General features: G+C 42.2%; 10 protein-coding genes and 1 tRNA gene. 4 read left to right on the top strand and 7 right to left on the bottom strand.

Annotated elements, in window-relative coordinates; all coding sequences use genetic code 11:
* The first annotated feature begins 33 nt into the window (after positions 1-33).
* Positions 34-594, top strand: a complete 561-nt coding sequence (locus PSF42_RS07360; protein WP_213912796.1) for a lipoprotein — start codon at positions 34-36, stop codon at positions 592-594.
* 153 nt (positions 595-747) lie between these two features.
* Here PSF42_RS07360 and PSF42_RS07365 read toward each other — a convergent pair whose 3' ends face one another.
* A complete protein-coding gene (locus PSF42_RS07365; RefSeq protein WP_248468368.1) occupies positions 748-1,299 on the bottom strand; it encodes a TorD/DmsD family molecular chaperone in 552 nt (183 codons plus the stop codon).
* Positions 1,300-1,435: 136 nt separating this feature from the next.
* Positions 1,436-2,377, bottom strand: a complete 942-nt coding sequence (ghrA, locus tag PSF42_RS07370; protein WP_213912798.1) for a glyoxylate/hydroxypyruvate reductase GhrA — start codon at positions 2,375-2,377, stop codon at positions 1,436-1,438.
* Positions 2,378-2,715: 338 nt separating this feature from the next.
* Here ghrA and PSF42_RS07375 point away from each other — a divergent pair.
* Positions 2,716-2,803 (top strand) — tRNA-Ser (locus tag PSF42_RS07375).
* Between the two features lie 8 nt (positions 2,804-2,811).
* Here PSF42_RS07375 and PSF42_RS07380 read toward each other — a convergent pair.
* The 5 genes from PSF42_RS07380 to PSF42_RS07400 form a co-directional block, all read right to left on the bottom strand.
* Positions 2,812-4,332, bottom strand: a complete 1,521-nt coding sequence (locus tag PSF42_RS07380) for an alanine/glycine:cation symporter family protein (RefSeq protein WP_272679736.1) — start codon at positions 4,330-4,332, stop codon at positions 2,812-2,814.
* Between the two features lie 87 nt (positions 4,333-4,419).
* Positions 4,420-5,904, bottom strand: coding sequence for an aldehyde dehydrogenase (locus PSF42_RS07385; protein ID WP_272679737.1), 1,485 nt, complete (start codon positions 5,902-5,904; stop codon positions 4,420-4,422).
* An 8-nt stretch (positions 5,905-5,912) separates the two neighbouring features.
* Positions 5,913-6,779, bottom strand: coding sequence for a 4-hydroxy-tetrahydrodipicolinate synthase (gene dapA, locus PSF42_RS07390; protein ID WP_272679738.1), 867 nt, complete (start codon positions 6,777-6,779; stop codon positions 5,913-5,915).
* Between the two features lie 17 nt (positions 6,780-6,796).
* Entirely contained in the window at positions 6,797-8,044 is a 1,248-nt protein-coding gene (locus PSF42_RS07395; RefSeq protein ID WP_272679739.1) for an NAD(P)/FAD-dependent oxidoreductase, read from the bottom strand.
* Between the two features lie 9 nt (positions 8,045-8,053).
* The gene (locus PSF42_RS07400; protein WP_125891056.1) at positions 8,054-9,004 is read right to left on the bottom strand and encodes a 4-hydroxyproline epimerase; all 951 of its coding nucleotides are present in this window, start codon (positions 9,002-9,004) and stop codon (positions 8,054-8,056) included.
* Between the two features lie 153 nt (positions 9,005-9,157).
* Here PSF42_RS07400 and PSF42_RS07405 point away from each other — a divergent pair, with 153 nt between their 5' ends.
* Together PSF42_RS07405 and dauA are read left to right on the top strand one after the other, a co-directional pair.
* A complete protein-coding gene (locus PSF42_RS07405; RefSeq protein WP_213912801.1) occupies positions 9,158-9,961 on the top strand; it encodes a helix-turn-helix domain-containing protein in 804 nt (267 codons plus the stop codon).
* Positions 9,962-10,347: 386 nt separating this feature from the next.
* Complete coding sequence (dauA, locus tag PSF42_RS07410; RefSeq protein ID WP_125891054.1) at positions 10,348-12,078, top strand: C4-dicarboxylic acid transporter DauA; 1,731 nt, start codon at positions 10,348-10,350, stop codon at positions 12,076-12,078.
* Positions 12,079-12,104 lie beyond the last annotated feature (26 nt).

Raw genomic sequence — 12,104 nt, forward strand, 5'->3', positions numbered from 1 at the left:
TAAACTAGCTGTGTTACTGCAAAAGGAGTCTTTATGAAGAAGTTTTTAATCGCTGCTATGGTGGGCTTTGTCACTCTGTTATCGGGCTGTAGCCAATTATCTGAGTTTAGTATTAGTGAGTCACAAATTAATAATTACCTTGCTAATAAAGTAAAATATGACCATAAAGTCGGCATTACGGGTTTTGCTGATGCGGATATTCAGCTCGCGAATTTAAAATCAGAAATTGGCCGCAGTGAACCAGGGAAAGTCGCATTAACGGGGGATGCAACCGTTAAATTAGACTCGCTTATTGGTAAAGCAGAAGCACAAATTAACCTGACACTCACTGCTCGCCCTTACTTTGACGCTAAAACAGGCTCAATTTACTTAAAAGAATTGAATATTAGCAATTACAAAGTGACGCCAGAAAATATGGATACCGCTATGTCAGCTGTTATTCCGTACTTAAACAGTTCACTTGAAACTTTCTTTGAAACCCAGCCTGTTTATGTGTTAAATCCAGATAATGGTGCTGCTGAAGCAACCGCGAAGAAACTCGCTAAAGGGCTGGAAATCAAACCAGGTAAACTGGTCATTCCACTAGTCGATTGATTTTAACCATAAATTATTTCGATTGATAAAAGCATTAAAGGCAACAAGAAAATCTGTTGCCTTTTTTATTAGGCCAAATTCAATCAAAATTATTAATCAACATCGTCGGCTAAAATCGAGTAACACCCACACCAAAAAGTGACAGCATCACAATCATTCCACATCTGAGTCAAGTTCATCACGCAGTGCGATTACAGCATCACGGGTAATTTGGGCTAGAGTACGGTAAAATGGGGTTGTTGCATGTGCTTCAACCTTCCCTAAAAAGCTGCCATACCAGCTCAGAATATAGCTATCAAATAACTCTTCTTGAGCTGCGGTTTCATCTTCCGCCGCTTGGTCTTCCAACCAAGACGCTGCGAGTAGTAAAGCACCAAAGGCATCAGCAGGCGCATTCGTCAAAGACATTCCTCTCACCGTTAAAAATTCGCGAACCTCTGCTTCTGTAATTTCAGAATCGTAATCATTCGCTAACATTGAAACTGCTGGGGATCCACCGGCAAACAGAGCTTGGTAATCCGCATTAAGCGCATTGATATCGAGATCTTTCGCCATGCGTGACCACAACTCATCTTGTTCCAATGGCCATGATGCTTTTAATTTATCTTGAGCAATCATATCAATAAGCGGCTTTACGAGGCTATCAGAGGGACTACGTTGAAATAGTGTCCCCAAAATGCGGCAGACAATTGAAAATTCGTTCATATATTATCCTATTTTACAGATCCGGTAGTCACACCTCGTGACTGAAGCAATGGCTTTAGTATATCGAAAAAATAGGAAAAAGATTAGGACAGATGATTGCAAGTGGCCACAAAGACCACTCACAACAAAAAAGTGGCTAATAACCGCGTTGCATATCAACCACACCAACAGGGGCTTGGCCTGCTTCAATGCGTTCGATATTACTGACAATCATATCCATGGCTTCTTTCGGTTTTGTAAAGGCTGCCACATGGGGAGTGATAGCGATGCGTGGATGTGTCCAGAACGGGTGCATTTGCGATAGTGGCTCACTCGCAAAAACATCAAGTGCTGCACCTGCCACTTGCCCTGATTCAAGCGCGACAAGCAAATCTTGTTCAACTAAATGGGCTCCACGCGCAAGGTTGATGACATATGCCCCTTGCTCTAATTGGCTAAACAGTTGCTGGTTTAATATACCCACGGTCTCTGGCGTACTTGGCAGAAGGTTAATAACCACGCGGGTACCAGAAAGAAAACTGGCTAATTGGTCATTACCAAAATAACTTTTCACGTTATCCAGTTGCTTTTCAGAGCGGCTCCATGTTCTTACATGAAAACCAAAGCTAACTAAGCGCTTTGCAACAGCTTGCCCTAATGCACCAGCCCCCATCACACCGATAACAAAATCTTCGTGTTGGTAGGCTGGTAATTGCTTCCATTGACGCTGTGATTGTAACTGGCGGTATTCATCCATACGACGAAAATAGCTTAACACTTTTGCACAAGCGTATTCTTCCATTTGGATCGCCATTCCAGTGTCTTCCAAACGCATGACAGGAACGCCTGCCGGTAAAGTCCCAGGTTTGTCTTGTTCTTGCTTTAAAATAGCATCCACACCCGCACCTAACGCGAAAATACCTTTTAAATCACTGCGACCAGCGAGACATTCATAAGGCGGTAACCAAACCATAGCGTAATCTGCACTTTGGTTATCCCCTTTTTCCCATTGGCGAATATTCACTTGGGGTAATCGCGCTTTCATACCGTCAATCCACTGTTTTGAATCAAAAAATGGATGGTAAAATAAAATATTCATGGCAACTCCTCTTTGGTTTCTAACAGAGTGTGCCGAATGGCATTTCTTTTCAAGTTAATCAAGCCTATACACGCTACTCAATCAGAATTTTGTTAACTAGCTAACGGTTTTTACCTCTACGACTTGCCGTTTTAAAATTAACATCAAAAGTATTATTTACCTTAGTTGATTGCATTTAAGATTAGATAATAATCAAATTGTTTTTTATTTAGCTAAACAGCAACAAAAGTCGGAAAAAGGAGAAATAGGGAGTTGACGTAAGACGCTATTTTCCCTATAGTAGCGCCCCGTTGCAGAGCAGGTTTTTATTTCCTACTCCACAACAGTTTTAGAAAAACGGTGAGGTGTCCGAGAGGCTGAAGGAGCACGCCTGGAAAGTGTGTATACGGCAACGTATCGAGGGTTCGAATCCCTCCCTCACCGCCATTTTTCTTCTAGTTTTTCCTCTCTTCTTCTTGATATGCCATCCCTTGATTTTTTTTCTCTTTCGGTTCTATACCAATTCCTTGTTCGTGATATTCGCGGCTTATATCTTCCCAAAGTTCTGCATTTTCTACTCCTGCTATTTTTGGGTCAAACACTGGGTCAACACCGAGTTTTTCCTGCCGCTCAAAGTCACGCAGTGCCCGTAATGCAGGTTTTGATAGGAAGACAATGGCGATAAGATTGAGATAACTCATGCTACCGAACCCGATATCACCGAGACTCCACATTAAGCTGACTGATTGCACGCTTCCTATAAAAACAATAATCAAAAATACAAATTTCAGTATCAATTTGAGAATGGGGTAACGCAATTTTCTATCAAGATAAACAATTGTGGTTTCTGCGATATAGTAATAAGCCATCAATGTTGTGAATGCGAATAAAAATACAGCGATTGAGACGAATCCTGACCCTGCAGAAGTAAAGACGGTTGATACCGCCATCTGAGTCCATGCAGTTCCTGCTGCAACCCCTGGGACATATTCAACTAAGGCCGTTGCCGAGCCATCGGGAAAAACGTTATACATATTCGTGACAAGGATCATCAGACCCGATGCTGTACACACAACGACAGTATCAATATAAATCGAAAATGCTTGGATCAAACCTTGTTTTACAGGATGGCTTACCTCAGCGGCCGCAGAACTAAATGTGGCTTCACCCGCACCGGCCACATTGGAAAAAACTGCACGACGCACACCCCATGAAACAGCCGTACCAATAATACCACCGAATACAGCGTCCATTCCCATCGCACTGCGGAAAATTAAACTGAACATAGCCGGCACTTGTTCGTAATGGCTACCCAAGATGATCACCATCATGACGATATAAGCCAATGCCATAATTGGTACAATCTTATCCGCTGCACTCGCAATACGTTTTATACCACCAAAAATTAGCCATGCCATCAGCACTGTCACAATGCCGCCAGTGGCAATTGGGGGTAAGTTGAATGAGGATTGAAAGGAATCCGCTATGGTATTGGCTTGAATACCGGGAACCAGCACACCATAAGATAGGCAAATAACAGCAGCCACCATAATGGCAAATGGCTTCAATTTTAACCCTTTTTCGATATAGTAAGGGGAACCTCCACGGTATTGGTCATCAGAGCGCTGTTTGTATATTTGAGCGAGTGTGGATTCAATAAATGCACTTGCTCCACCTAATAACCCCATGACAACCATCCAAAAAATCGCACCGGGGCCACCGGCGGCAATGGCTGTCGCCACCCCCGCGATATTCCCCACCCCCACACGTCCTGACAACGCTAAACAGAATGCTTGGAAGGAGGAAATGCCTTCTTTTGACGCTTTATTTTCCTTTAACAAACACACCATTTTAATGAGGTAGCGAAACTGTACACCGCGAGTCGCTAATGTAAAATAGAGCCCAACACCTAGCGATAATACCACTAATGCATTACCCCAGATGTAACCAACGATTGTATTAACGATGGCTTCCATTTTGTACTCCTTCGTTATTGTAATTGTTTATTTGTATTTGCAGGGTAAAAAAAACCTGAGTCCACTTGGGTACTCAGGTCAACGTTTTTACTGATGGATAAACCAGATAACCTTGGTTTGAGTATATTGTTCAAATGCCTCTAAGCCGTTATCTTTACCGCCAAAACCTGATTGACGAAAGCCACCAAACGGTGTTGTGATATTGCCTTCACTAAAGCCATTAACTGAAACCGTGCCTGCATTAATGCGCTGCGCAATTTGCATGGCTCGGTGAATGTTTTGGCTATAAAATGAAGCGGCTAAACCATATTGAGTGTCATTGGCCAAAGCGACCGCTTCATCATCTGTTTTAAAGGATGTAACGGCTAAAATAGGGCCAAAAACTTCGTGCTTAAATAGCGACATTTCAGGCGTAACTTCATCAAAAATTGTCGGCTCGATGTACCAGCCAGCACCCAATTCATGATGAATTTTCCCACCCGCAATTAATTTTCCTCCCTCTTTTACCGTGGTATCTAAAAAGGATTTTACTTTCTCAAAATGAGCCTGTTCGACCATTGGCCCAATAGAAACATCCACTTGCCTTGGGTCACCCACTTTCCATTCTTTAACCGCTACAGCAAGCTTGTCTAATAGTGTTTTTTTGATGCTTTCATGCACAATTAAACGAGAACCACAGCTGCAATTTTCACTCATATTCCAAAAGGCAGCCGCCATAATATGTGGAATTGCAGCCTCAATATTGGCATCTTCAAACACCACTTGAGGGCTTTTACCGCCACATTCGAGTACAATTTCTTTTAAGTTACTTTCTGCTGAATATTTTAAGAATAAACGTCCCACATCTGTCGAACCAGTGAATGACACAACATCAACATCATGATGTCGACCAAGTGCTTCACCGACCTTTTCACCTAATCCACAAACTAGACTTAATGCGCCTTTAGGGACACCCGCCTCATAGGCCAGTTCCACCATTCGATAGGCACTTAATGAGGTTAATTCGGCAGGTTTCACAATCACCGAGTTGCCTACAGCAAGAGCCGGAGCTACTTTCCATGCAAACATTTGAGCAGGGAAATTCCACGGTAACACCGCCCCAACCACGCCAATAGGCTCGTGCACTATCAGCCCCAATTCTTGATGGCTTGTCGGTGCAATTTTGCCAAACAATTTGTCAATTGCTTCGGCATACCAATAAAAGGTTTCAATGGTTGCGGGTAAATCGGTATTTAAGCATTCAGTGATAGGCTTACCCGCATCTATACAATCGAGTGCCGCCAGCTCTTCACTGTGCTGTTCAATGAGATTGGCCCACTTAAGCATGATAGCTTTACGCTCTTGAGGTGATAACCCACGCCACTCACCTTGATTGAAGGTGTCACGCGCTACTTGTACCGCGGCATGAATATCGTTCGCATCACCATCAGCAATAAAACCAATAACGCTATTATCGATTGGAGTCCGGTTTTCTAATTTATTTTGCTGTTCTGCATGCCCTGCAATTAAATTGCCAGCCCACAGTTTTCCTTGTTTTGCATGTTCAAATACCTGCTGTTGGGTCATGGTCATATTTCCCCCTAGCGTTTAATCAATTTAATGAATTCATCGCGTTCTTGTGACGCTAGATTTGACAGCGGCAAACGGACCGGCCCTACATAAAATGTTCCATTCAAGCAGCCCGCTTTGGCTTTTTGGTTATAGTTTCCTGATTCCATTGAGTAAATTGCAGGATAAATTTCATTCATAATCTGCTTAGCGAGTTGCCAGTCACCTGCTTGCGCTGCATTAAAAATAGCAACTTGCTCCGCTGGGAATACATTCCCAGCTCCTGCTATCCAACTTTTTGAACCCCAAAAGAAGAAATCCACTGGTTGGTCATCACAACCACAAATGACCTCAAAATTTTTGAATGGTGTTTGTAATAGATGCAGTGCTCGGCTAAAGCTTCCACTGCTTTCTTTGATAGCGACAATATTGTCAATTTCAGCTAGCTTGATGACCGTTTCAATGTCAATTTCAATGCCGATCCGAGCTGGGAAGTTGTACATAATAATGGGCAGTGGTGTTGATTTTGCGACTTTTTCATAATGAGCATAGACCCCTTGCTGGTCCGGTAAACTATACGGTGGTGGTGATAACATTAAGCCTTCATAACCCAGTTCTTGAGCTTGTTTCGCTCGTGCAATGGCCCCTTCGGTTGATAGGTCGTTAATACCCGCAATTAGTGTCACTCGCCCTTTTGCAATTTTACAAACCGTAGACAGTACGGTTTTACGTTCATCTTCATTTAATGCGTAATATTCTCCCGTGGTTCCGCAGACCACTAAACCGGTAACTCCGCGCTCAATAAGCTTTTCAGTTAACTCAGCAAGCGCACTGATATTTAATGTTAAATCATCATGAAATGGCGTGACTAAAGGAACAAGAATGCCATGGAAATTCATTTGAATTCTCCTCAATATTAAAGAAATCGCTCAATGGAAAAAGGGGTGCAATCGATACTTGTCGGTTGCTGATGAATAAAACTATTAACGATATCTGCGGTGATCGCTGCTTGGGTTAGCCCTAAGTGTTGGTGACCAAAAGCAAAAATATAAGGGCCTTTATGGTCGATCACCGGTAAAGAGTCAGACGTTGATGGGCGAAATCCCATCCACGGTGTAGATTGTTGACTGTTCAATGGCGTTTTCAGCATCGGCTGCGCTAACGGTAGAAAATGTTGAGCGCGCTGCATATTGGCTGGACGTTTTAGTCCTGCATATTCCACTGTGCCCGCAAGGCGTAACCCGTGAGACATTGGCGTCATAATAAAACGCCTATCCATACTTGATACGGGTGTTGATAACCGCCCCAATTCATGGGGCAACATCAAATGATAACCGCGCTCAGTTTCTAACGGCACATTGATGCGGCTAACCATTCGCACTAATGATTTGGAAAATGCCCCTCCCGCAATCACTATTTTTTGCCCTGTAAACTGCCCTAGGGTCGTTGTTAATACCACTTGTTGATTCGACGTTGATGTAATTTCGGTTACTTTACAGTGGGTTAATACCTGTCCACCTGCGTGTAAAAATGCCTCAGTCAGCTTTTGGTGTAACGCACATAAATCCACTACATGGCCGGTGTCTGGATAAAAAATACCCCCGATTTGGCTTTCGGATAAAGCAGGTTCGCGTGTTAGTAACGCATCCTGATCAATCAATTGATTAGCTACACCAACACTGCGCAAGTACTCACTGTGCTGGCTTAGCTTATCAAGTGTTTCTTTTTTCTCAGCCACCAACAGAGAGCCCTTCATTTTGACCAGATCACTTAGTTGCCATTTCTGAATAAATACTTGCCATGAATCGAAAGCGGCACTGTTTAATGTCATCAATGTATGGTGAATATGGGTAAAAGGCTTATGACGCATGTTACCTAATAGTTTGATTAACCAAGGTGCTAGCGGTAATAAGTAACGCCAATCCAGACGCAGAGGGCCCAATGGGTCAAGGAGCATTTTCGGAATTGATGTTAAAATACTCGGATCCGCAATCGGAAAAACCTGTTCTGTCGCAATGTGCCCTGCGTTACCAAATGAGGCACCTTGGCCAATTTCATGTTTATCAAGCAGCAACACTTGTGACCCATTCGCTTGCACTGTCAGAGCAATACTCAGGCCAATAATGCCACCACCCACGACAATCACTGGATATTTGCGTTCCATTTCATTCCCCTATGCCACCGAAATTCCAAAACGAAATGGATCTTGTTCATCGATCAATAAGGTATTTTTTCCGCTGATATAGGCATGCCCGCGAATAGTCGGAATAATGCCGTTTTCATCCGCCTGTTGAAAACTGGCCTGAAACTGGCTGCCAATCACGCTGGCTTGATGCCAGATTTCACCCGCCGCTAGCTTTTTATCTGCAGCTAAGCAGGCAAGTTTAGCGCTAGTCCCTGTTCCGCAAGGCGAGCGGTCATATGCGCCACCTGGGCATAACACAAAACTTTGGCTATTGGCATTGGGGTGTGAACCGAATAATTCGATATGGTCAATTTCTTGGCCATCTTTACCGTAGATACTTTGGTCAACTAAGGCTTGCTTGATTTTTAAACTGACTTCTGTCAGTAATTTAATGTTTTGGAAATCAATGGCAACTGGCGACTGTTCAACAAGAAAAAACCAATTTCCACCCCAAGCGATATCCCCAATAACCGTGCCGAGATCGGGGACATCAACTCGTACCGCTTTGCGATAACGATACGAATACACATTTTGAATACTCACGCTACCATCTTGATGTAATTGTGCTGTGACATCTCCTACTGGCGTTTCGATAAGATGGTTGCCATAAGTGATATGCCCCAGAAAGTGCAACGAGGCCACTAAGCCGATAGTGCCGTGACCACACATTCCTAAATAACCTTGATTGTTAAAAAAAATCACGCCTGCTGTTGCCGCTGGGTTTTGTGGTTTACACAATAGGGCTCCCACTAGAATGTCATTGCCTCTAGGTTCTAAAATCGTTGTACGACGCCAGACATCATGGCTATTACGCAAAATATCTAAGCGAACAGCCATGCTTTGTTGCCCTAAATCGGGGAATCCATCAATAACAAGCCGAGTTGGCTCACCTGCGGTATGAGAGTCGATAACTTCAATTTTGGTATATTGAGATTGCATTGGTTAGCATCCTATCTATTATCATTGTTAATAGAATGCTTGATTTTTGTTAACAACTCTTGATATCTTTCTAACAAACTTATGCGGTTTTCTGCACAATCTAAAAATATTTAACAGAATTAATAAAATTAATTTAATATTTCGGAGCGCGGCATGATCAATCTAAATAAATTGCTGTTGATTAGTCAGGAAAACATGCTATTTCCCGTTGATAATATTGATATTTTATTAAACCATTTAGGTTTGATTATGCCACTCATTAATACCTTGCCAAATGTGACCTTTTTTGTGAAAGACCATAATGCAAAGTATGTTTTGGCCAATGATAATTTAGCCACCCGCTGTAAAATCGACAGTGTTAACCATCTCGTAGGTAAAGGTGCTGAGGATATTTTTCATTCAGAACTCGGCCAAAGCTATAGTTCTCAAGATTATTTAGTGATGGAAAAGAAAATTAGCGTCATTAATAAGCTTGAACTGCACCTGTATAAAGCAGGTTTGTTGGGATGGTGTTTAACAACTAAAGTTCCTATTTTTAATACACGTAACCAAGTTATTGGGGTTGCAGGAATTTCAGTGGATTTACAAGATGTCAAATCGGTCAGCCCTAAACTGAATAACCAACTTAGCCGTGTTGAGCGCTATATCAGTGAACATTTTGATATTGCGATAAAAATGACAACGCTTGCTGAAATATCTGGCCTTTCGCTTTCTCAATTAAACCGCCAATTTAAAGCGATTTTTTTGATAACCCCCCAACAATATATTCAAAAGATGCGGCTGGAACATGCTATTGCACTGCTCGAAGATGATTTTTCAATTACTGAAATTTCCAGTAAATGTGCTTACGCTGATCACAGCGCTTTTTGTCGAAAGTTCAAAGAAATGACCACAATGACACCTAGCCAATTCAAGCGAATGCGTTCACGAATCGATAAACAAAAGATATTAGCGTGATCGGGTATCATATCAGTTAATCTGTTATCCCTTAACGCGAACAAGTCCCTTCTATTTCACTACTATTAAATATTTTTATTGTTCAAATGACTCTAAATATATTTTATTCGCCAATGTAATTATATTTATAATCTGCCATTTTTATATTTACGATTAAAAAATACAATGGCTATTATCTATATACATATCTCAAACAGGGACGTAGCCATATAAAATATATTCTAACTATTTTTCTTTATAATATAACGTTTTTTTACTTTTGTTACTGAAAACGTTATGATAATTGTAGATTTATTGATACATAACAGATTTTTTTCAGGTTGCTAAGCGTATCCTTATAGGTACATTTTTCGTTTATTTTTCACCCTGTTATTTGGTAGGGTATAATGAGTACAAAAAAAATTAATAGGTTGCGCCCTTTTAGTGCGCTAATAGATTCTTGTTGGAAAGAAAAATATACGGCTACCCGCTTTATTAAGGATTTAATCGCGGGTATTACCGTGGGTATTATCGCTATCCCCCTCGCGATGGCTTTGGCTATCGCTAGCGGTGTTCCGCCACAATATGGGCTATATACTGCGGCTATTGCTGGGATCATCATTGCGGTAACTGGTGGCTCTCGCTATAGCGTTTCCGGCCCCACCGCTGCTTTCGTGGTGATCCTCTACCCAGTCTCTCAACAATTTGGGTTGAGTGGGTTATTAGTCGCCACGCTGATGTCCGGTGTCATACTCCTTGCAATGGGGTTTGCTCGCTTTGGTAAGTTTATTGAATACATCCCCGTTTCTGTCACTCTAGGCTTTACGTCGGGAATTGCTATCACCATTGCCACTATGCAGATTAAAGATTTCTTTGGCTTGCAAATGGCGCATGTCCCAGAAAACTATGTTGATAAGCTCATTGCTATTGGCAATACCTTCCCCACGTTTCAATACAGTGACACACTAATTGGGCTTTCAACCCTTTTGGTACTTATTTTCTGGCCTAAATTAAAATTAAAACTTCCCGGTCATTTACCCGCTCTTATTGTCGGGACTTTCGTTATGTGGGTACTTTCATTATTTGGCATGGAAGTCGCGACAATCGGCTCTGAATTTAGCTATTTATTACCTGATGGTACTGAAGGTAATGGTATTCCCCCTATCCTACCGCAATTTATTTTGCCGTGGGAACTCCCCGGAAGTGCACCAATTAACTGGGCGATGATCACCGCATTAATGCCTGCAGCATTTTCTATGGCGGTACTTGGTGCAATTGAGTCACTGTTATGTGCCGTAGTATTAGACAACATGACAGGAACCAAGCACCATTCCAATAGTGAACTTATTGGCCAAGGTGTGGGGAATATTGCGGCGCCTTTTTTTGGTGGGATCACCGCAACTGCTGCAATAGCCCGCTCTGCAGCTAACGTTCGTGCAGGTGCAACATCCCCTATTTCTGCAATTATTCACTCAATACTGGTGATACTTACATTATTAGTTCTTGCACCAATGCTATCTTATCTACCATTAGCCGCTATGTCTGCATTACTATTGATTGTGGCTTGGAACATGAGTGCAGCAGGCAAAGTCGTTTACCTGATTAAACGTGCGCCAAAAGATGACATTATTGTATTAATGCTGTGCATGTCCTTAACCGTTCTATTTGATATGGTTATTGCCATCACTGTCGGTATTGTTCTCGCATCTTTATTATTTATGCGTCGTATTGCCAATATGACCCGTTCAACGCAACTACCAGAAACAGATGAAGAACAAAGCCGCTTAGTTGTAAGAATTAACGGCCCATTATTTTTCGCAGCGGCAGAGCGTATTTTTGATGAATTACGTGTCAAAAGCGCAGGCTATAAAACGATTATTATGCAATGGGACGCAGTGCCTGTGTTGGATGCGGGGGGCTTAGAAGCTTTCGAAAAATTCATAGATGCCGTACGCCAAGATACCCATATCTTAATTTGTGACATCCCATTCCAGCCATTAAAAACATTGGCAAGAGCGAAAGTGACACCTATTGAAGGCGTGCTAAGTTTTTATAACTCAATAGATCATGCACTTGAAGCCGTTAAAGCTATCGAACAGGCGGGAGCTATCGATACAGAAAAACCAACAACACCTTAACTTAGGTGTCAAAGCAAACCGCCATG

Origin of the sequence: Providencia sp. PROV032, assembly GCF_028484875.1 — a bacterium.
Taxonomy (GTDB): domain Bacteria; phylum Pseudomonadota; class Gammaproteobacteria; order Enterobacterales; family Enterobacteriaceae; genus Providencia; species Providencia rettgeri_E.

Coding starts and splice junctions, on each gene's coding strand:
- PSF42_RS07360 (WP_213912796.1), top strand. CDS start 34: ATGAAGAAGTTTTTAATCGCTGCTATGGTGGGCTTTGTCACTCTGTTA.
- PSF42_RS07395 (WP_272679739.1), bottom strand. CDS start 8,044: ATGGAACGCAAATATCCAGTGATTGTCGTGGGTGGTGGCATTATTGGC.
- dauA (WP_125891054.1), top strand. CDS start 10,348: ATGAGTACAAAAAAAATTAATAGGTTGCGCCCTTTTAGTGCGCTAATA.
- PSF42_RS07405 (WP_213912801.1), top strand. CDS start 9,158: ATGATCAATCTAAATAAATTGCTGTTGATTAGTCAGGAAAACATGCTA.
- dapA (WP_272679738.1), bottom strand. CDS start 6,779: ATGAATTTCCATGGCATTCTTGTTCCTTTAGTCACGCCATTTCATGAT.
- PSF42_RS07400 (WP_125891056.1), bottom strand. CDS start 9,004: ATGCAATCTCAATATACCAAAATTGAAGTTATCGACTCTCATACCGCA.
- PSF42_RS07365 (WP_248468368.1), bottom strand. CDS start 1,299: ATGAACGAATTTTCAATTGTCTGCCGCATTTTGGGGACACTATTTCAA.
- ghrA (WP_213912798.1), bottom strand. CDS start 2,377: ATGAATATTTTATTTTACCATCCATTTTTTGATTCAAAACAGTGGATT.
- PSF42_RS07385 (WP_272679737.1), bottom strand. CDS start 5,904: ATGACCATGACCCAACAGCAGGTATTTGAACATGCAAAACAAGGAAAA.
- PSF42_RS07380 (WP_272679736.1), bottom strand. CDS start 4,332: ATGGAAGCCATCGTTAATACAATCGTTGGTTACATCTGGGGTAATGCA.